At 65.8% G+C, this 18,924-nt stretch carries 19 protein-coding genes; 6 read left to right on the top strand and 13 right to left on the bottom strand.

Annotated features, from left to right (window positions below; genetic code table 11):
* Positions 1 to 38 precede the first annotated feature (38 nt).
* Positions 39 to 740, top strand: a complete 702-nt coding sequence (locus ABY44_RS37440) for an ABC transporter ATP-binding protein (protein ID WP_060174553.1) — start codon at positions 39 to 41, stop codon at positions 738 to 740.
* Positions 737 to 1,540, top strand: coding sequence for an ABC transporter permease (locus ABY44_RS37435; RefSeq protein WP_060084951.1), 804 nt, complete (start codon positions 737 to 739; stop codon positions 1,538 to 1,540). The genes ABY44_RS37440 and ABY44_RS37435 overlap by 4 nt, the downstream gene beginning before the upstream one ends.
* A gap of 42 nt (positions 1,541 to 1,582) precedes the next feature.
* On the opposite strand, the gene ABY44_RS37430 is transcribed toward ABY44_RS37435, so the two are convergent.
* The 3 genes from ABY44_RS37430 to ABY44_RS37420 form a co-directional block, all read right to left on the bottom strand.
* Positions 1,583 to 2,056 carry a PliI family lysozyme inhibitor of I-type lysozyme gene (locus tag ABY44_RS37430; RefSeq protein ID WP_059696615.1) on the bottom strand — a complete coding sequence of 158 codons (474 nt, stop codon included), beginning with the start codon at positions 2,054 to 2,056 and terminating at the stop codon, positions 1,583 to 1,585.
* Positions 2,057 to 2,305: 249 nt separating this feature from the next.
* On the bottom strand, positions 2,306 to 2,857 hold the full coding sequence (locus ABY44_RS37425) for a DUF6013 family protein (RefSeq protein WP_027787275.1): 552 nt from the start codon (positions 2,855 to 2,857) through the stop codon (positions 2,306 to 2,308).
* Between the two features lie 159 nt (positions 2,858 to 3,016).
* The gene (locus ABY44_RS37420) at positions 3,017 to 4,033 is read right to left on the bottom strand and encodes a zinc-binding alcohol dehydrogenase family protein (protein WP_027787274.1); all 1,017 of its coding nucleotides are present in this window, start codon (positions 4,031 to 4,033) and stop codon (positions 3,017 to 3,019) included.
* Positions 4,034 to 4,154: 121 nt separating this feature from the next.
* Here ABY44_RS37420 and ABY44_RS37415 point away from each other — a divergent pair, with 121 nt between their 5' ends.
* Both ABY44_RS37415 and serB read left to right on the top strand, forming a co-directional pair.
* The gene (locus ABY44_RS37415) at positions 4,155 to 5,096 is read left to right on the top strand and encodes a LysR family transcriptional regulator (protein WP_060174554.1); all 942 of its coding nucleotides are present in this window, start codon (positions 4,155 to 4,157) and stop codon (positions 5,094 to 5,096) included.
* A gap of 201 nt (positions 5,097 to 5,297) precedes the next feature.
* Positions 5,298 to 6,143: a phosphoserine phosphatase SerB gene (serB, locus tag ABY44_RS37410; protein ID WP_060174555.1), complete on the top strand. Its 846-nt coding sequence runs from the start codon at positions 5,298 to 5,300 to the stop codon at positions 6,141 to 6,143.
* A gap of 87 nt (positions 6,144 to 6,230) precedes the next feature.
* Here the strand turns inward: serB and ABY44_RS37405 are convergent, their stop codons facing one another.
* The 4 genes from ABY44_RS37405 to rimO form a co-directional block, all read right to left on the bottom strand.
* Positions 6,231 to 7,412 carry a cystathionine beta-lyase gene (locus ABY44_RS37405; protein WP_060174556.1) on the bottom strand — a complete coding sequence of 394 codons (1,182 nt, stop codon included), beginning with the start codon at positions 7,410 to 7,412 and terminating at the stop codon, positions 6,231 to 6,233.
* 113 nt (positions 7,413 to 7,525) lie between these two features.
* Positions 7,526 to 8,068 (bottom strand): hypothetical protein, encoded by a 543-nt coding sequence (locus tag ABY44_RS37400; RefSeq protein WP_059675871.1) that lies wholly within the window; start codon positions 8,066 to 8,068, stop codon positions 7,526 to 7,528.
* Positions 8,069 to 8,158: 90 nt separating this feature from the next.
* The gene (locus ABY44_RS37395) at positions 8,159 to 9,085 is read right to left on the bottom strand and encodes a sugar kinase (RefSeq protein WP_060084956.1); all 927 of its coding nucleotides are present in this window, start codon (positions 9,083 to 9,085) and stop codon (positions 8,159 to 8,161) included.
* Between the two features lie 3 nt (positions 9,086 to 9,088).
* Entirely contained in the window at positions 9,089 to 10,450 is a 1,362-nt protein-coding gene (gene rimO, locus ABY44_RS37390) for a 30S ribosomal protein S12 methylthiotransferase RimO (RefSeq protein ID WP_027787268.1), read from the bottom strand.
* Positions 10,451 to 11,136: 686 nt separating this feature from the next.
* On the opposite strand from rimO, the gene ABY44_RS37385 reads away from it, so the two are divergent.
* Entirely contained in the window at positions 11,137 to 11,982 is an 846-nt protein-coding gene (locus tag ABY44_RS37385) for a hypothetical protein (protein ID WP_431643553.1), read from the top strand.
* A 665-nt stretch (positions 11,983 to 12,647) separates the two neighbouring features.
* Entirely contained in the window at positions 12,648 to 12,902 is a 255-nt protein-coding gene (locus ABY44_RS37380; protein WP_060068411.1) for a hypothetical protein, read from the top strand.
* Positions 12,903 to 12,997: 95 nt separating this feature from the next.
* Here the strand turns inward: ABY44_RS37380 and ABY44_RS37375 are convergent, their stop codons facing one another.
* From ABY44_RS37375 to ABY44_RS37350, 6 genes are all read right to left on the bottom strand, one after another.
* Positions 12,998 to 13,531: a dihydrofolate reductase family protein gene (locus ABY44_RS37375; RefSeq protein WP_060174557.1), complete on the bottom strand. Its 534-nt coding sequence runs from the start codon at positions 13,529 to 13,531 to the stop codon at positions 12,998 to 13,000.
* 164 nt (positions 13,532 to 13,695) lie between these two features.
* Positions 13,696 to 14,736 carry an NAD(P)/FAD-dependent oxidoreductase gene (locus ABY44_RS37370; RefSeq protein WP_060174558.1) on the bottom strand — a complete coding sequence of 347 codons (1,041 nt, stop codon included), beginning with the start codon at positions 14,734 to 14,736 and terminating at the stop codon, positions 13,696 to 13,698.
* A gap of 209 nt (positions 14,737 to 14,945) precedes the next feature.
* Positions 14,946 to 16,046, bottom strand: coding sequence for a lysozyme inhibitor LprI family protein (locus tag ABY44_RS37365; RefSeq protein ID WP_431643552.1), 1,101 nt, complete (start codon positions 16,044 to 16,046; stop codon positions 14,946 to 14,948).
* A gap of 156 nt (positions 16,047 to 16,202) precedes the next feature.
* Positions 16,203 to 16,769 carry a polyhydroxyalkanoate synthesis repressor PhaR gene (gene phaR / locus ABY44_RS37360; protein WP_006485265.1) on the bottom strand — a complete coding sequence of 189 codons (567 nt, stop codon included), beginning with the start codon at positions 16,767 to 16,769 and terminating at the stop codon, positions 16,203 to 16,205.
* Between the two features lie 119 nt (positions 16,770 to 16,888).
* A complete protein-coding gene (locus ABY44_RS37355; protein ID WP_006491801.1) occupies positions 16,889 to 17,629 on the bottom strand; it encodes a 3-ketoacyl-ACP reductase in 741 nt (246 codons plus the stop codon).
* A 134-nt stretch (positions 17,630 to 17,763) separates the two neighbouring features.
* The coding region (locus ABY44_RS37350) for an acetyl-CoA C-acetyltransferase (RefSeq protein ID WP_431643551.1) at positions 17,764 to 18,924 on the bottom strand (1,161 nt) is incomplete at its 5' end.

Here is an 18,924-nt window from a genome sequence, read left to right as displayed (position 1 = left end):
ACGTTTCGGCGCCATTAACGCTTTTTTTCATTTGTGACATGACAGCCCCCACCGGCCTCATCGATGCGCAGCACATCACGCGGCGCGACGCCAGCAGCGGCAAGACCCTGCTCGCCCCGACCGATTTAAGCCTCGCAGCGGGATCGCGAATTGCTGTCACGGGACCGTCCGGGTCGGGCAAGAGCGTGCTGCTGCGCGCGCTCGCGCTACTCGATCCGCTCGACGGCGGCCACATCCTGTGGCGCGGCAAACGGATCCGGCGCAGCGCGATCCCGCGTTACCGGCGCAGCGTCGCCTATGTACGCCAGCGCCCCGCGCAAATGGACGGCACCGTCGAATCGCAGTTGCGCTATCCGTATTCGCTCGCGATCTATCGCGACGTCGCGTTCGATCGCGCGCGCGCCGAAGCGCTCGCCGCGCAGGCCGGCCGCGGCCCCGACTTTCTCGACAAGCGCGCGAACGACCTGTCGGGCGGCGAAGCCCAGATCGCCGCGCTGCTGCGCGTGCTGCAGCTCGATCCCGACGTGCTGCTGCTCGACGAGCCGACCTCCGCGCTCGACCCCGAATCGGCGCGCGCGATCGAGTCGCTCGTCGGCGCATGGTTCGACGCGGCGCCCGACGCCCGCGCGTACATGTGGATTTCGCACGATCCGGCCCAGGCCGCACGGATCGGCACGATGCGGCTCGTGATGCAGGCCGGCGTGATACACGTTGCCAACCCGACGGAGGCAACACGATGAGCCCCGCATTGCAGGACCTGAGCCTCGTCGACGTCGGCATCGCCGCCGCGCTCGTCGCGGTCAACGGCGCGATCTCGATGGCACTGTCGCTCGGCCTCGGCCGCAAGCTCGCGCTCGCGGCCGTGCGCACCGTCGTGCAGTTGCTCGCGATCGGCTACGTGCTCGGCTGGGTATTCGGTCATCCTCACTGGTACATCGTGCTGCCGCTCACCGCGCTGATGACCTTGATCGCAGGGTTCGCCGGCGCGGGGCGCGGCAAGCGCACCTACCGCGGCCAGCGCATCGACAGCATCGCGTCGATCTGGTTCAGCAGCTGGTTCGTCGCGGCGGTCGGCCTGTTCGTCGTGATCCGCATCCATCCGTGGTACGCACCGCAATACGCGATTCCGATCCTCGGGATGATTCTCGGCAATACGCTCACGGGCGTGTCGCTCGGCGTCGAGCGGATGATGGAGGAGCTCACGGCGCGCCGCGACCGCGTCGAAACCGCACTCGCGCTCGGCGCGACGCGCTGGGAAGCCGCGCAGGACGCCGCGCGCCAGGCCGTGCGCGCAGGCATGCTGCCGACGCTGAACCAGATGGCCGTCGTCGGCGTCGTGAGCCTGCCGGGAATGATGACGGGCCAGGTGCTGGCCGGCCAGTCGCCGCTGCAGGCCGTGCGCTACCAGATCGTGATCATGTTCCTGATCGCCGCGGCTTCCGCGCTCGGCACCGTCGGCGCGGTGCTGATGACCTATCGCCGGCTGTTCTCGGCGGATCACCGCTTTCTCGCATCGCGGCTCGAGGAACGCACGCACTGACACGCGGAAGTCGCCGCGCGATGCGTTCGCGCGGTTCGCCGGTCAGCGCGCGCCGCGACGCTTGCCGATCGCCTGCCGCAATGCGGCCACGATGTCCGCGTCCGCTGCGAGCCCGTCGACCGACGCAACGAGCCGCACCGCGCGCGACGTCGTCACATAGGCCTGCGCGCCGACATAGCCGCCGCTGCCGGCCGAGCGTGTCGTCACGACGAGCGCCTGCGGCGCCCGCGCGCCGAGGTCGGCCGTGAACGCATCGGTGACCGTACCGTCACGCGCGTGCAGCGCGCCCGTCACGTAGTCGTCGGTATCGAAGCCGGCGGCGGCATGTGCGGTCGAATACACCCGCACCGCGTAGCTGCCGGTCGAGCACGGTTCGAGCGCGCCGCTCGACACGACGGCCACCTGCTGCCGGGACGGCAGCCCGACCTTTTTCACGAAACCGCAATCGTCGGCCGCGTGCGCGTGCATGGCGGCGAACGCAATGGCGCACAGCAATGCGCGGATTCGGCATTTCATCGGGATGTCGTTACGAGAAGTGGATGATGCGGGCGAGCATAGCGTGACATTCGCATGACGTCACGCTGGTCGACGCGCGACGCCGCGCACGCCGTGCTGCTGCCATACCGTTGCAGCAGCACGGTACCGCGAGCAGGTCGCGGGAAAGCACCGTGACGGCGACACGAAACGCTCACGCGCCGCCGGGCCGGCCCGCGCGCCGAATCCGTTGCGCGCGCACCGGTTCCGGCAGCGGCCCGCGCGCGCCGTTCAGCGCTTGATCGACACCGTCACCTTCGTGCCGTCGCTCATCGTGACGGACTTCGAACCGCCGTTGGTCGGGATCGACACCCACTTCACCTGGCTCACCGACGCGACGTCCGGGCATTGCAGCGACTTGCCGCCGACCGTCACGTTGCGCGTGCCCTTCGGCGCGGCCGCCTGGAAGCTCATCTGCACGTTGGCGACGCCCTTCGCGTCGATCGACGGCGCGAGCCGCACCTGGGTCTGGCGGACCATCGCGCCGTTCGCGTCGCGCGGCAGGCTGTCGGCGTTCGGGCAACCGTCCGGCATCGCGACCGCACCGCTCGGCGGCACCGACTTCCAGTTGAAGTCGTCCGTCTCGCCCGAGCGGATCTTGCGGGTCTCCTGCGTGTTGCCGAAGGTCTTCGAGTCGACCTTGACGGTGTATTCAAGCTGTCCGGTGCCGCCGCCCTTCAGGCTGCCCTTGACCGGCGGCGCCGCGAATACGCTCGCGCTGACGCACGCCGCCGCGAACACGACCGACCACGATGCGGCGACTGACAAGCTGCGTTGGCTCATGCTGACCTCCTTGGTATGCGGCGGCACGCGCGTGCCGCGCGGTTTTCGATGCATGATGCGCTGCCAGTCTACCGCCAAGCGGCATGCCGTGCGCCGCAAACGCATCGGGTGTTACCCCGCTTGCGTTCGCGGCGCCGCAACCTTACGCGAGATGCCGGCTCAGAAGCCGCTCAGCACGAGCTTGCCGATCGCGCGCCCGGCCTCGAGCAGCTGGTGCGCGCGCCGCACGTTCGCGGCATTGATCGTGCCGAGCTGTTCGCCGAGCGTGGTGCGCAGCGTGCCGCCGTCGACGAGCCGCGCGACTTCGCCGAGGATCCGGTGCTGCTCGATCATGTCCGGCGTCTCGAACATCGCACGCGTGAACATGAACTCCCAGTGAAACGCCGCACTTTTCGCCTTCAGCAGTTCGACCGGCACCGGCTTGTCGTTCTCGACGATCGTGCAAATGCCGCCCTGCGGCCGGATTACCTCCGCAGCGGCGGGGAAATGACGATCCGTATCGTTGAAAATCAGCACGTAGTCGACGCTCGGATGCCCGGCCTCGCGCAACTGCGCAGGCAAGTCGCCGAAATGGTCGACCACCGCATCCGCACCCAGCGCACGCACCCATTCGGCCGACGCCGGCCGCGACGCGGTCGCGATCACGTGCAGCTTGCCGAGCGCCTTCGCGAGCTGGATCGCGATCGAGCCCACGCCACCCGCGCCGCCGATGATCAGCACCGATTTGCCGGCGTCCGCCCCCTGCGGCGACACGCGCAGCCGGTCGAACAGCGCCTCCCACGCGGTCAGTGCGGTGAGCGGCAGCGCGGCCGCCGCGGCGAAATCGAGCGTACGCGGCTTCAGCGCGGCGATCCGCTCGTCGACCGTATGGAATTCGCTGTTCGCGCCGGGCCGCGTGATGCTGCCCGCATAGAACACTTCGTCGCCGGGCCGGAACAACGTGACGTCGGCACCGACCGCGACCACCGTGCCGGCCGCATCCCAGCCGAGCACGCGCGGCGTGTCCTCGACCTGCGGCTTCGGCGCGCGCACCTTGGTGTCCACCGGGTTCACGGAAATCGCCTCGACCTTCACGAGCAGGTCGCGCGGGCCCGGCACGGGCTGCGGCAGCTCCACGTCGAGCAAGGCTTGCGGATCGTCGATCGGCAGATAACGGGTCAGTCCAACGGCCTTCATCACGAAACTCCTTCTGGAAACCTGGGGGCCGCGGCGCAGCCCCATGAACGTCATCGTAGGCAACCCGATCATTCGAGAAAACCGCTATATTTCCTGAAACATTTTCAGGAAATTCAGAATAATGGCCTCCGATTCGATTCCGGCCCCCGACAAGCCGCTCGACCTGCTCGACGTCGCGCTGTTCGTTCGCGCGGCCCTGCTCGCGAACGTCACTGCGGCCGGGCGCGAATTCGGCGTGTCGGCCGCGGTCGCGAGCGCGCGCATCGCACAACTCGAGCGTCAGCTCGGCGCACGGCTGCTGCACCGCACCACGCGCCGCATCAGCCTCACGCAGGACGGCGAGGTATTCATGGCGCACGCCGACACGCTGCTGTCGGCGGCCGACGCCGCGCGCGCGTCGGTCGGCCACGGCCGCACCGAGCCGTACGGGCGGCTGAAGGTGTCGATGTCGTCGTCGTTCGGCCGGCAGCATGTCGCGCCGGTGATTCCCGCATTCCTGCGTCGCTATCCGTCCGTGTCGCTCGACCTGCGGCTGTCGGACGAGATCGTCGATCTGGTCGACGACGGCTACGACGTCGCGATCCGCCTCGGCGCGCTGAAGGACTCGACGCTCGTCGCGCGCAAGCTTGCCGCCAACCGCCGCGTGCTGTGCTGCTCGCCCGCGTATCTCGCCGGGCACGGCACGCCGCGCCATCCGGCCGACCTGACGCAGCACGAATGCGTGATCCTCGGCGACCAGCGCGACTGGTCGTTCACGACGCCGCAAGGCCCGCTGACCGTGCGGGTCGGCGGCCGGCTCGTCGCGAGCAATGGCGAAGCCATCCGCGAAGCGCTCGTCGACGGCTTCGGGATCGCGATCAAGTCGACCTGGGACGTCGGCCCGCTGCTCGCGAGCGGCACGCTCGTCACGATACTCGACGACTATCCGTTCGCCGACGATGTCGCGATCTGGGCCGTCTACCCGAGCCGCACACACGTGCCGCTGAAGACGCTCGCGTTCATCGCGTTCCTGGCCGAGCATTTCGGCGATCCACCGTACTGGGATCGCGCGGACGGGCGATAGGCGCCTTCATTCGGCTCGCGCCGCGGGCGTGCCGGTTCGAGTCGGGCCTCAGGATTCGTCCCTGCCGCGACCGCCCGGTCCGGCCAACCGGCTACAATGGCGCGTTCGCGACGCAATGGCCCGCAGTCGAACGGGGCCGCGCACGCAGACGGCCGCCCATTGGCCGCGCACGCTTTTCATACGTCTCCCAACCATCCCGTCATGACCCACAACCTCGTCATCCAGAGCCTTGCGCCGCTGTCGGACGCCCATCACAAACCGCTGCTCGCGCTGTCGCGCGGCACCCGCATCGTGCAGACCGACGATCATGCGCTGCGCATCGAAGACGCGAGCCCGGCACAGCGCGTCGACATCGACGCGTACTGCGGCACGCACGCGCTCGACTTCGCGTTCGTCGAGGCCGGCCGCACGCTCGCCGATTTCGGGCTCGCCGTGATGGACATGGATTCGACGCTGATCACGATCGAATGCATCGACGAGATCGCCGATTTCTGCGGGCTGAAAACGCAGGTCGCCGAGATCACCGAAGCGTCGATGCGCGGCGAGATCCGCGACTTCAACGAAAGCCTCATGCGCCGCGTCGCGCTGCTGGCCGGGCTCGACGCGCACGCGCTCGAACGCGTGTACGAGGAACGGCTGCAATTGACGCCGGGAGCCGAGACGATGCTCGCCGGCGTGAAGGCCGCCGGCATGAAGACGCTGCTCGTGTCGGGCGGCTTCACGTTCTTCACCGAGCGGCTGAAGGCGCGCCTCGGCCTCGACTACGCGCATGCGAACACGCTCGAGATCGTCGACGGCAAGCTGACCGGCAAGGTGCTCGGCGAGATCGTCAACGCCGACGTGAAGGCGCGCCTGCTGCGCGAGACGTGCGCGTCGCTCGGCCTCGAGCCGAGCCGCGCGATCGCGATGGGCGACGGGTCGAACGACCTGAAGATGATGGCCGAAGCCGGGCTGTCGGTCGCGTACCACGCGAAACCCGTCGTGCGCGACGCGGCGACGGTCGCGTTCGATCACGTCGGCCTCGACGGACTGCTGCGGCTGTTCTGATCCTGCCGCGCGTCAAATGAAAAACGCCGGCGCGATGTTGCATCGCGCCGGCGTTTTGTCGTGCCGGGGAACCTGACCGGCCGGCGATCAGCCGAGTGCGGCCTGCATCGCGCGTTCGATGTCCGCGCGCAGGTCGGCTTCGTCTTCCAGGCCGACATAGAAACGCACCAGCGTGCCGCGATGCGGCCAGTCCGGACGCATCGACGCGACGTCGTAAGGCATCGCAAGGCTGCATGCACCGCCCCAGCTCCAGCCGATCGCGAACAGTTCGAGCGACTCGACGAAGCGGTCAACCTGCTCCGCGCTGTAGCGTTCGTCGAACACCACCGAGAACAACCCGCCCGCGCCGGTGAAATCGCGCATGAACGACGCGTGCCCCGGGCAATCGGCCATCTGCGGATGCAATACCGACGCAATCTCCGGCCGCGCCTTCAGCCATTGCGCCAACGCGAGCGCGCTCTTGCCGTGCGCGTCGAAGCGCACCTGCATGCTCGGCAGGCTGCGCAGCACGAGCGAGCAATCGTCGACCGACACGCCGATCCCGCAGCGCATCCGCGCGAGCTTCAGCTTCGCCTGCAGGTCGGCGCTCGCGGTGAGCGTCGCGCCCATCAGCACGTCGCTGCCGCCCGACTGGTACTTGGTCAGCGCCTGCACCGAGATGTCGACGCCGTGCTCGAACGGCTTGAACGCGAGCCCGGCCGAAAAGGTGTTGTCGATCGCGGTGACGATGCCGCGCGCCTTCGCGGCCGCCGTGATCGCCTGCACGTCGGGCACTTCCATCGTCACCGAGCCGGGCGCCTCGATCCAGATCAGCCGCGTGTTCGGCTGGATCAGGTCGGCGATGCCGGCACCGACGAGCGGATCGTAGTAGCGCGCGGTGATGCCGAAATCCTTCGCGAGCCAGTTGCCGAAATCGGCGTTCGGCCCGTACACGTTGTGCGGAATCAGCACGTCGTCGCCGGCTTTCACGATCCCGAAATAGACGTTCATGATCGCCGCGAGGCCCGACGGCTGCAGCAGCGCATGCGTGCCGCCCTCGATCTCGGCAAGCCGCTGCGCGAGCGTGAGCGACGTCGGCGTCGAATGCAGCCCGTAGCGCCACTGGTTGTCGTTGTGCCAGACGAGCGCACGCATCGTCGCGAGATCGGGGAACACGACCGTCGACGCGCGCGCGACCGGCGGCACGAACGAACGGAAACCTTCCGGGATCACGTCGTCGGGTTGAACGATGCGGGTTTGCAGCGCGCGCTTGGGAGTGGATGCAGTCATGACAGGAAGCCGGGCACGAGGCCGTTCGGTTGCGGAATAAGTCGCCAGATTAGCCAAAATCGGCACGATTGGCCCGGTACAATGCGCGCCGCGCGCGCCGAGCCAGCGCGGGTTCAGTTGTCGGTGCGCAGGTTGACGACGCCGCCCACCGTCTCGATTTCCTGCACGCGGCCGTCGCGCACCTGCAGCGCCGCGCGCTTGCCCGGCGCGAGACGCAGCACGACGGGCTGCGGATCCGACTCGTCCGAATTCATCCGGTCGGCCTTCAGGGTGCCCGTCGCGTCGAAGCGGCCGATCCACACGCCCGTGATGTTCGTGCCGTCGTTCGATTCCTCGATTTCAAGCGTGTCGCCGTCGCGATCGCCCGCGAGCAGCACGACCTCACCCGTATCGGCGAACTGGTATTCGCCGTGCACGCCTTCCTCGTCCGTCTTCGGGCCGAGATGCACGACGATCGGGCGGTCGCCGAGCGTGCCTTCGTAGCGCGGCAGGCGGGCAAACTCCGGATTCGGCTTCAGCGGCCGCGCCGGTGCCGGTTCGTCCTGCTGCACGCCCGGCGCGACAGCCTGCGCCGCGACCACGCCCGGCATCGCCATGCCTGCCGCCAGCGCGCCCGCGACGACGAGCGCCCGTTGCCATTGCGAATATCGACCCACCTTGTGTTGCTCCTTGCTTCAGATTCGCTCGTAAATTGCGGCGATGCGCTGGCCGTCATACGAAGCCGCGGCCGGCGCGCGTATTGCGCATCAGCCTTGCATCAGGCGCTCCACCGCCTCGCGCTGCGGAATCGGCGCGACCGCGCCGTAGCCCGTCGTCGACAATGCCGCCGCGGCGTTCGCATAACGCGCCGCCGCGAACGGATCGTCGCCCGCGACGATCCGCGCGACGAAGGCACCGCCGAAGCAGTCGCCCGCGCCCGTCGCGTCGACGGCTTCGACCGCGAAGCCCGGCACGACGCGCCGCTCGTTCGGCGTCGCCACGTAGGCACCTTCCTTGCCGAGCTTCAGCGCAACGACCTGCGGCCCGTGTTCGAGCATCGCGTCGACGATCGCGTCGCGATCGTTCGCGCCCGTGATTGCCGTCACGTCGTCCCAGCTGGGCAGGCAGATATCCGTCTGGCGCAGCGCCTCGCGCATCACCGCGCGGGCGCGCGGCAGCGGCCACAGCTTCAGGCGCAGGTTCGTGTCGAAGCTGACCTTCGCACCGTTGCGGCGTGCGTGGTCGATCGCCGCGAACGCGGCGTCGCACGCGGCCGTGCTGATTGCGAGGCTGATGCCCGACAGGTGCACGGCCTTCGCGGCGGCCAGTGCGTCGAGCGGCAGGTCGCCCGCCGCATAGCGGCTCGCCGCCGAGCCCGCGCGCAGATAGTCGAACTGGTGGCCGTCGGCGCCGTGCGTGACGAAATACACGCCGGTCGGCGCCGTGCGATCGATCCGCACGTACGTCGTGTCGACGCATTCCGCGCGCCACATGTCGGCCAGCAGCCGGCCGAACGGATCGTCGCCGATCGCCGATACGAAGCCCGTCGACGCGCCCTGGCGCGCCGCCGCGATGCAGAAGTTCGACGTGTCGCCGCCGAAGCCCTGCAGGAATTCAGGCCGGCCCGGCTGCGACTGGTTGAATTCGATCATCGCTTCGCCGAGCGCGAGGATCTCCGGGAATGCGGCGGCCACCGCTTACACCTCGCCCCACAGATCGTGGCCGTCGGCGCCCGTGATCTTCACGGACACGAAATCGCCGACCTTGTAGCGCTTCGAGGCCTTCGCCGCCGGCTCGACATAGACGACGCCGTCGATCTCCGGCGCATCGGCCGCCGTGCGGCCGATCCCGCCTTCCTCGCTGACTTCGTCGATCAGCACCTTGAGGGTCTTGCCGACCTTGCGCTGAATGCGGTTCGCCGACACTTCCTCGGCGACTTCCATGAAGCGTGCGCGACGCTCCTCGCGAACCTCATCCGGCAGCGCGCCGTCGAGTTCGTTTGCCGTCGCGCCTTCGACCGGCGAATACGCGAAGCAGCCGACGCGATCGAGTTCCGCCTCGCGGATGAAGTCGAGCAGCGTTTCAAACTGCTCTTCCGTCTCGCCGGGGAAGCCCGCGATGAACGTGCTGCGGATCGTCAGGTCCGGGCAGATCTCGCGCCACTTCTGCACGCGCTCGAGCACCTTCTCGGCGTTCGCCGGACGCTTCATGCGCTTCAGCACTTCCGGATGCGCGTGCTGGAACGGCACGTCGAGATACGGCAGCACGTGGCCCTTGAACGGACCTTCGGCCATCAGCGGAATCACTTCGTCGACGCTCGGGTACGGGTACACGTAGTGCAGGCGCACCCATGCGCCGTACTGTGCCGCGAGTTCGCCGAGCGCGGCGACCAGGTCGGTCATGCGCGTCTTGATCGGCTTGCCGTTCCAGAAGCCCGTGCGGTACTTCACGTCGACGCCGTACGCGCTCGTGTCCTGCGAGATCACGAGCAGCTCCTTCACGCCCGACTTGAAGAGGTTCTCGGCTTCCAGCATCACTTCGGCGACCGGGCGCGACACGAGGTCGCCGCGCATCGACGGGATGATGCAGAACGTGCAGCGGTGGTTGCAGCCTTCGGAGATCTTCAGGTACGCGTAGTGGCGCGGCGTGAGCTTGATGCCGGCCGCCGGCACGAGGTCGGTGAACGGGTCGTGCGGCTTCGGCAGGTGCGAATGCACGGCCTGCATCACTTCGCCCACCGCGTGCGGGCCGGTGACGGCGAGCACCTTCGGATGGACTTCCTCGATCAGGTTCGAGCCGCTGGCGCTCGACTTCGCGCCGAGACAGCCGGTGACGATCACCTTGCCGTTCTCGGTCAGCGCTTCGCCGATCGCGTCGAGGCTTTCCTGCACGGCTTCGTCGATGAAGCCGCAGGTGTTCACGACGACGAGGTCGGCGCCGTCGTAGGTGCCGGAGATTTCATAACCTTCGGCACGCAGTTGCGTGATGATCTGTTCGGAATCGACGAGGGCTTTCGGGCAACCAAGCGAAACGAACCCTACTTTGGGGGATTGGGACATCTGGAATGTGGGGGCGTGGCAGCAAAAGCGTGAGTTTACAGCGATTTAGGGGCGGCGAGCCAAAACAAGTAGCCAACGGTAACGTCGATCGACAGCTCGAGCATGCGGCGCGGCGGGCGGCCGACAGCGAATATGGCGCCTGATGCGTCCCTATCATTTCGTGACGAAGGACTGTCGGCGTGCCGTCAACGCCATGTGCGGCAGTGCGCGCCCCAGTTTTTCTTGCGCGCGGTGCGGGATGTCGCGATTCGTTCGTATCGCAGTTTCCTGATAGGCCGCAGGCATCTTCGCGTGTTGTCGAAACCGGCCTCCACATGAAACCACGGCGCTTCGGCGCCATTTTCGTTATGCCTGTCGCATTGCGAGTCGAACTGATCGATGCTCGGAATTTCCATTTACGCAAACTACTTCCGGATGACGAAGCCGTGTAATCACGTGTAATGGATCTACCACGCGAGGGAGATTATTTTCATTACGCGTGGCGTTTAAGTTTCACGTCACCGGCATCGGAGTTCCTGTCGGGAACCTGACATCTGAGATGTATCGACGCAACCACGCGATTTCCGGGCATCCAATGGCAATTGCCAGGGCCGCGACCTCTGTCGGGTGCATGTTCCGGTTCCAAGTCTGTACGGGATCGCTTGCTCCAAAGCACAAGCGCTTCTCATACCTTATGGAGACTATGAATGACGTCGCTTCTTTACACCACATCGGGCTCGAGGCCTCGAAAAGACTGGATGAAAGACACGTTTTTTCCACTTGTGCGAGAAGAGTACGGTAATCAGGCGGTGTACGTGGCCGGACGCGCATTCGGTGCCAGTTGGGCAACCGGCCTAATTGGTCCAGACTTCTACAATCAGCCGGGGAAGATGCCCGATGGATACCCATGGAATGGGAAACCCCCGAGCAATACCTGGCCGCCCGAACCGTTCAACGAGAATACCTATCATTATGACGGGACACCTCCGCGCAAAACCGATACGTGGATCCGCGCACACTTGATAAATCAAGGTATGGGCGGTAATACCGACTGGAAAAACCTCGCACCATTTACGAAGATCGGCAACTCGAATCACGAGACCGTCGAGACATTTATTCGAAATTTCCTGACAGCCAGCCTGAGCTGGGACAATGGTCGTAGCGACGATAGCAGCACGCGCTGGATCGGCGTGTACTACTGCGCACAATGCGCCGTCGAACCGCTTTCCCATCAAATAGCCCAGACGGACTTGTACTCGTACGCCCCCAACTTCATCAAGCTTACCTGGCGCGCCGTAAGCTTGGATAAACCGAAATCCACCCTTTCACAAGAAGACGTTCGAAAGAAGGCCAAGGAACAAGTGACCAGCGGGACCTTAAGCCCTGTAGCAGTACTGCCATTCAGGATCCAGAACTCGCCAGTGAAGACACCGACGCTCCCGCCAGGCTATACGGCCGGCGGCCGCGTGCAGGGCACGCTGCCGCCCTTTCTCGCCAGGCCGGCACAGCCCAACGGGTTCGACGGAGAGGTAGAGATTCACATCCCGGTGTAATGCGGGTGAATCTCACGCCCTCGCACCCCAATCACGGGTAAATGAAGAATCAAGCCGAATGGATCTGCCTGGTTTCTTCGGGCCACTTCAATCTTGGAGAACGGCCACGGATGGCCCGATCATGAGCGCGACCGTCCGCCGGGCGTTTGCATAGATCCTTCACCGGCTCGCTCCGGCTCTCGGCCATCTCGCTCAAGATCCGGATGACTTGTTCGTTGGTAAATCGCCTCTTCACTGAGTTCTCCTCACCTCTTGGAGAAAAGAGAATTCACTTGTCCCGTGGCCACGAGAATCGGCTCAGGTCAGCCTTGCGTGCGCTAGAGGCCGCCGGGGAAATGCAGAAATTTCGCGGCTATTACGAATAGGATCCGACAATTACCACCTTGGTGCCGCGAACTGCAGCTTGCGGACCGCATGACGCGTGCCCACTTCGATTGAGCGAACACGTATGTCGGAGATCGCTTGCTGACCAGGCTGCACACATTCGTCCACGCGCCTTCACGCCACGCACAATCAGCGACGCACGTAGCCCAGCCAGCGACGTCCGCAAGCGCACCCTCGCACTCCATCGATGCCACCTACCGCACAAAAATCGCCCCGGGCACAGCCGGCCGCTATGCGAAAATCCAGGCGTCCATCCTTTTCAATCGACCAACGGGGTTCGCATGACCACCCACATCACGATCGAATTCACCGAGCACGCAGCCGAAGCCATCGGCGAGCAGACCAGCACCAGCTTTTCGTACGACCAGGGCGCGCACGTACCGCAACCGGGCGACTTCGTCGAACTCGAGAATTCGCGCCAGACGTTTCTCGTGATTGGCCGCGTGTTTTCGCTCAAGGCCAACTACAGCGCCGTCAAGCTGGTGCTCGACCTTCCTCCGTCGGATGGCGAGCCGGATTTCGACCCGGCGCACTGACGGACCACGAGAGACGCGTTACACGCATTACACCAGCCTGAACCGACGACCACGCAGCGCCTGCCTCGGCGCTGCGTTCAGCATCGCCACCCGCATCAATCCTGCCTGACAGGTACATACCGGGCCTGCATCAACCCGCTCGGCAACCGTTTCGTATCGTCGAGCTGCAGCAGCGTCTGCGGCAGGTCACTGCCGAACAGCGGAATCCCCTTCCCGAGTACGATCGGCACCCAGCTGAGCGTGATGCTGTCGACGACCCCGGCCGCGATACCTTCCCGCGCCGTCATGCCGCCGTCCAGGTAGACGTGACGATGGCCTTGCTCCGCCAGCCTGCCAAGCAGTGTCGTGAGCGCACCGTCGAACGGTTCTTCGCCGTGGCGCGAAGCCAGTTCCCGACGGGTCATGACCACCATCCGCTTGCCGGCATAGGGCCATGGGTCAAACGCAATCACCGTGTCGTACGTGTTGCGCCCCATCACGATCACGTCGATGTCGTTCATCAGCGACGTATAGCCGGTTTCATCCGGCGAGTCCGACGAAAACGCCTCCAGCCACGACAGATCGCCGTTTTCACCCGCGATGAATCCATCGAGACTGAGGGCGAGAAACACGCTGACCCGAGGGCGCATACAGACATCCTTTCGAAAATGAAAGGATGCCGAGTATATCCATGATCGACGTGCGCTGCCGATACGGTGGCAGGACGTCTTCGTTTGCGGCTACGGCGTTCGCTCGCATGCGGCAGGCATCGCCCGTCGTCCGATCGATCGCAGCCCGGCGCTCGAGCATCGAATTACGCCCCCGTGATCGCGTTCGCGGCCAATCGGCCAAGCTGAGGAGCCAGAATCACGCCAGGATGGCCAACAACGGCATAGACGCCTGCAACATCCGGCAAGAACCCGTTGATCGGCGCACCGTCGTTCGTCATCGGCCGAAGCGCCGATTTCGCGGAGAGGGGCGTGAGGGTCGGCGGATCGGCAAACAATGCCGAAATGTCCGACGCCGTACGCGCAGCAAGCGCGGCAAGACCGTCGTCCCCCTCTTCCGGAGGATCCGCAGCCGACAGCAGGCTACCCGACGGGCCGACGCGCACTTCGAGGTCCTGCCCGTAGAGCAAGTGGCTGATGAGCCCCGGCTCGGCCGCGAAGCGCATCAAGACGGCCGGCTCCTCGCGAACGGGCAATGACATGCCCAGGCCTGCGGCGATAGCAACCGCGGAAGCAGCGTTCGCCAGGACGACGACCTCCGCCGGCACGTGCCCGTGCGCGGTATTTACACCGACAGCGCGCCCATTGTGCGTTTCGACCGCTTCAACTGCGCAACCGCACCGGATCCGAGCACCGGCGGTTTGTGCGCCGGCCAGCAACCGATGCGTCAAGTCGATCGGCTCGACCACGAAATCGTCCGGTGCCCATGCGATCAACTCGGGAAGTCGTGCAAGACGCGGCTCCATCCGGGCCACGTCTCGACGTCCCAGCGCCTCCATTTGCACGCCCGCCGCGCGCTGCTCGTCGATCAATGCGGCGGTCTGCGCATCCGTGTCCAGCCAGACAAGCGCCCCGCGCGTCGTCACCGGCAACGGGCCCAGTTCACGCGCCAGCCGGGCGAACTCCGGGAGCGCGCCGAGCGTGCGGGAAAATCCGGACGGGTTTTCAGAAGGAAGCGCGCTACCGGTGCCCACCCAGCCGAACGACCAGTGAGTTGCGCCGCCCGCGGCCGCCGGCTGCTTTTCCAGCAGCGTCACCTGCGCACCCGATCGAGCAAGATGCCACGCGATGGACGCGCCGACGATGCCTCCGCCGACCACGACGACGCGCAGATGGTTGATTCCCATGAGTGACATTCGGAAGTCGCGGGGTTCCGACTATACCGTTCGCCGCTCTTCGCCGCTGTGCGGTTGCCTGCCGCCCATCATCGCGAATCGCGTCGTCCTCTCGCGCCCGGCAAACAAACAATCGATCGATATCCGCGGCACTTGAGGCGGGCGGACGATACAGAAAAGCCCGCCGAGGCGGGCCTTACTCAAACACCGGGCTCGACACTTCATCGCATGTCCGGAAACGCCGCCGCCTTCAGGCATCGGTCGAACCACACCACATCGTCGCCGTCGCCGATCGGCCACATTTCCGCATCGAGTTGCGGCAACCCGGCTACGGGGGCTGACACATGGCTATCGCCACCGGACGCCCCTGCGCGCATCCATGCCGATTGCGCTCCACCGTTGTCGCACGCATTCGCATGCGCCTGTGTTTCGCAGAATGCCACGGGTCGAACCTTCCCGCCGTCTGCCGCGCTCACCGACCGGTACTGATAAACCGCACCGGTTGCCCAGTCCTCGCTCTGGCTGCAGACCCGCGCACGATGCTGCACATGGACAGCACCGAAACACGCATAGGAAACGTGCGCGCCACTTGCATCGTCGGGAATGAAATCGCAGTTTGCATCGAAACCGGTGAGCGGGCCGCCCGTGTAATTCGCGAGCCACTTGCGCTCGGCCAGTGCACGCGCGATCAACCCTTTGTCCGATCGATCGGCCAGCACGGCGGTGCGCCGATCGATGGCCTTGCGCACTTCGTCGACGGCCAGCGGATGGCCTTCGTAATCGGCGTCTAGACGGTTGTTGCGTGCGTCGATCCAGCGGCGCTGGCCGCGCACCAGCATGTCGCGGATCGTCGTGTCCGGCGCGGCCTTCAGTGCGCCCGAGTACGCCGCGTTCATGCGCGCGTCGGCCGCGCGCAGCATGGAGTTCGCGCAGATGCGCTTCTCGATCGGCTGGACGGCTTTCGCGCAATCCATCGCAAAGCCCGGCAAGGCCAGGCCGACGCCCATCATGAACATCGCAACAAGACCGGTCAGCCTGCCGGTCGATGCCGTTCGAATCCCTCGCATGTTCTCTCTCAGTCGGTTTGTTTTTCTCGGCCGCACAGCATCGATGCGGCATCGCACATCTCGCCGTGCGCGGGAACCGCTACCGCGTTCGCCAGAGGCAGCTTCCACGCAGCGCCGCTTATGGTACGACACGCGAGCGCCCGCGCGGACACGAACGCGCACCGTCAGGCTCGGCGCGTCCCGGCTTTCATTCGTATGGACTGGATCTCGATCGACTGGAGAGCGACGATGCCCGCGCGTACCGGGCACGGGCATTCGGTACCGACGATCCTGGACGACCGTCGGCGATTTCTTCCGGCAGGCGGCAACCGCGCATCGTCGTGCCCGAATGCACGACGGCGATCGACCGCCCTGCTTCGCGGCGCCGACGCCCGACGGCTCGCACCGCCGCGGCCGGCCTGCCGCGAATCGCTACTTCTTCTCCGGCTCCGACGCGCCCGGCTGCTTGAACGGGAACGTGCTGAACATCGACTTCGCCTGGTTCTGCATCTGCTCCTGCATCTGCACGAACATGTTCTTCGACTGCTCGATGTAGCTGGTCATCATCCCTTGCATCATCGGCGCCTGCATGTTCATGAACTGCGACCAGACTTCCGGATTCATCGCATTGCCTTCGTACAGGTTCTTCGACTGATCCGCGAGCTTGTTCTGGATGTCGATGAACGCCTGGATGTTCTTTTCCAGGTACGTCCCCATCATGCCCTGCATCGCATGCCCGTAGAAACGGATGATCTGCGACAGCATCGACGACGAGAACATCGGCACGCCGCCGCTTTCCTCTTCGAGGATGATCTGCAGGAGGATGCTGCGCGTCAGGTCTTCGTTGGATTTCGCATCGACGACCTTGAAGTCCTCCTGCTCCAGCACGAGTTGCTTCACGTCGGTCAGCGTAATGTACGTGCTTGTCTCTGTATCGTAGAGCCGACGGTTCGGGTACTTCTTGATGAGCCGTTCGGCCGTCTTCTTTGTAGTAGTCATGTAACGCCTTTGAGTGCAGCGTAGCGGAAGTGACGAATCCCCGCCGCCCGAATCCGGGAGGCGGGGGCCTTCGGAATACGCCCGGCTGCGCGGCCACCCGGCCCGCGCAGCGCGGACGCTCAGCCCATGTGCAGGCCGCCGTTCAGCGAGAAGTCGGCGCCGGTCGCGAAACCGGAATCGTTCGACGCGAGCCACGCGACGATCGAACCGATTTCCTCCGGCCCGCCGAGACGCCGCACCGGGATCGTCGCGACGATCTTCTCGAGCACGTCCGGGCGGATCGCCTTCACCATGTCGGTGCCGATGTAGCCCGGCGACACGGTGTTGACCGTCACGCCCTTCGTCGCGACTTCCTGTGCGAGCGACATCGTGAAGCCGTGAATACCGGCCTTCGCGGTCGAATAGTTGGTCTGGCCGAATTGCCCTTTCTGGCCGTTCACCGACGAAATGTTGATGATCCGGCCCCAGCCGCGTTCGACCATCCCGTCGATCACCTGCTTCGTCACGTTGAACAGGCTCGTCAGGTTGGTGTCGATCACGGCGGTCCAGTCTTCGTGCGTCATCTTGCGGAACACGACGTCGCGCGTGATACCCGCGTTGTTGACGAGCACGTCGATCTCGCCGACTTCAGCCTTGACCTTGTCGAACGCTTCCTTGGTCGAGTCCCAGTCGCCGACGTTGCCTTCCGACGCGATGAAATCGTACCCGAGCGCCTTCTGGTCCTCGAGCCATTTCACCCGGCGCGGCGAGTTCGGGCCACATCCTGCGACCACCTTGAAGCCGTCTTTCGACAGGCGCTGGCAGATGCTGGTGCCGATGCCGCCCATCCCGCCCGTTACGTACGCAATTCGCTGAGACATAAATCTCACTCCATTTTTTGGTTTCGAGAGCTGCCGGAGCCCCCTCTGACTTCACGTGACGCCGGCCGAAGCCGCAATCGGCCGGCGCACGGATTCGGTTCGCCGGTGGCGAACGGCCGGTTACGGACGACCGGTTACGGACGCTCGACCGCGAGCGCGACGCCCATCCCGCCGCCGATGCACAGCGACGCCAGCCCGCGCTTCGCGTCGCGCTTGGCCATCTCGTGCAGCAGCGTCACCAGGATCCGGCAGCCCGACGCACCGATCGGGTGACCGATCGCGATCGCCCCGCCGTTCACGTTCACCTTCGACGTGTCCCAGCCCATCTGCTTGTGCACCGCCAGCGCCTGCGCCGCGAACGCCTCGTTGATCTCCATCAGGTCCAGGTCGCCCGGCGTCCAGCCCGCGCGCTCCAGGCACCGGCGCGATGCCGGCACCGGGCCCATCCCCATCACGCTCGGATCGACGCCCGCGTTCGCGTAGGCCTTGATCTTCGCCAGCGGCGTCAGACCCAGCGCCGCCGCCTTCTGCGCCGACATCACCAGCACCGCCGCCGCGCCGTCGTTCAGCCCCGACGCGTTCGCCGCCGTCACCGAGCCGTCCTTCGAGAACGCCGGCTTCAGCCCCGCCAGCGACTCCGCCGTCACGCCGTGACGCACGAATTCGTCGGTCGCGAACTGCAGCGGCTCGCCCTTGCGTTGCGGGATCGACACCGGCACGATCTCGTCGTCGAAGCGGCCCGCCTTCTGCGCGGCTTCCGCCTTGTTCTGCGACAGCGCCGCGAACGCATCCTGCTCTTCGCGCGTGATCCCGTATTCCTTCGCGACGTTCTCCGCCGTGATGCCCATGTGGTACTGGTTGTACACGTCCCACAGGCCGTCGACGATCATCGTGTCGACCAGCTTCGCATCGCCCATCCGGAAGCCGTCACGCGAGCCCGGCAGCACGTGCGGCGACGCGCTCATGTTCTCCTGGCCGCCCGCGATCACGATGTCCGCGTCGCCCGCGACGATCGCGTTCGCCGCCAGCATCACGGCCTTCAGGCCCGAGCCGCACACCTTGTTGATCGTCATCCCCGGCACTGCCGTCGGCAGCCCGGCCTTGATCAGCGACTGCCGCGCCGGGTTCTGGCCCGAGCCGGCCGTCAGCACCTGGCCCATGATCACTTCGCTCACCTGCTCGGGCTTCACGCCCGCGCGCTCCAGCACTGCGCGGATCACCGTCGCGCCCAGTTCGGGTGCTGCAATCTTCGCAAGCGAACCGCCGAATTTGCCGACCGCGGTCCGCGCGGCCGA

Origin of the sequence: Burkholderia sp. ZZQ-2 (assembly GCF_050768715.1) — a bacterium.
In the GTDB taxonomy this organism is placed as follows: domain Bacteria; phylum Pseudomonadota; class Gammaproteobacteria; order Burkholderiales; family Burkholderiaceae; genus Burkholderia; species Burkholderia cepacia.
The sequence above is the reverse complement of the archived record's forward strand: the minus strand, read 5'-3'. Positions and strand labels throughout refer to the sequence as shown.

What these genes read in the sequence shown, in the direction of transcription:
- ABY44_RS37430 (WP_059696615.1), bottom strand. Translation starts at nt 2,056, where the DNA reads ATGAAATGCCGAATCCGCGCATTGCTGTGCGCCATTGCGTTCGCCGCC.
- ABY44_RS37355 (WP_006491801.1), bottom strand. Translation starts at nt 17,629, where the DNA reads ATGTCTCAGCGAATTGCGTACGTAACGGGCGGGATGGGCGGCATCGGC.
- ABY44_RS37435 (WP_060084951.1), top strand. Translation starts at nt 737, where the DNA reads ATGAGCCCCGCATTGCAGGACCTGAGCCTCGTCGACGTCGGCATCGCC.
- serB (WP_060174555.1), top strand. Translation starts at nt 5,298, where the DNA reads ATGACCCACAACCTCGTCATCCAGAGCCTTGCGCCGCTGTCGGACGCC.
- rimO (WP_027787268.1), bottom strand. Translation starts at nt 10,450, where the DNA reads ATGTCCCAATCCCCCAAAGTAGGGTTCGTTTCGCTTGGTTGCCCGAAA.
- ABY44_RS37385 (WP_431643553.1), top strand. Translation starts at nt 11,137, where the DNA reads ATGACGTCGCTTCTTTACACCACATCGGGCTCGAGGCCTCGAAAAGAC.
- ABY44_RS37415 (WP_060174554.1), top strand. Translation starts at nt 4,155, where the DNA reads ATGGCCTCCGATTCGATTCCGGCCCCCGACAAGCCGCTCGACCTGCTC.
- ABY44_RS37365 (WP_431643552.1), bottom strand. Translation starts at nt 16,046, where the DNA reads ATGCCCGTGCCCGGTACGCGCGGGCATCGTCGCTCTCCAGTCGATCGA.
- phaR (WP_006485265.1), bottom strand. Translation starts at nt 16,769, where the DNA reads ATGACTACTACAAAGAAGACGGCCGAACGGCTCATCAAGAAGTACCCG.
- ABY44_RS37425 (WP_027787275.1), bottom strand. Translation starts at nt 2,857, where the DNA reads ATGAGCCAACGCAGCTTGTCAGTCGCCGCATCGTGGTCGGTCGTGTTC.
- ABY44_RS37380 (WP_060068411.1), top strand. Translation starts at nt 12,648, where the DNA reads ATGACCACCCACATCACGATCGAATTCACCGAGCACGCAGCCGAAGCC.
- ABY44_RS37440 (WP_060174553.1), top strand. Translation starts at nt 39, where the DNA reads ATGACAGCCCCCACCGGCCTCATCGATGCGCAGCACATCACGCGGCGC.
- ABY44_RS37370 (WP_060174558.1), bottom strand. Translation starts at nt 14,736, where the DNA reads ATGGGAATCAACCATCTGCGCGTCGTCGTGGTCGGCGGAGGCATCGTC.
- ABY44_RS37375 (WP_060174557.1), bottom strand. Translation starts at nt 13,531, where the DNA reads ATGCGCCCTCGGGTCAGCGTGTTTCTCGCCCTCAGTCTCGATGGATTC.
- ABY44_RS37405 (WP_060174556.1), bottom strand. Translation starts at nt 7,412, where the DNA reads ATGACTGCATCCACTCCCAAGCGCGCGCTGCAAACCCGCATCGTTCAA.
- ABY44_RS37420 (WP_027787274.1), bottom strand. Translation starts at nt 4,033, where the DNA reads ATGAAGGCCGTTGGACTGACCCGTTATCTGCCGATCGACGATCCGCAA.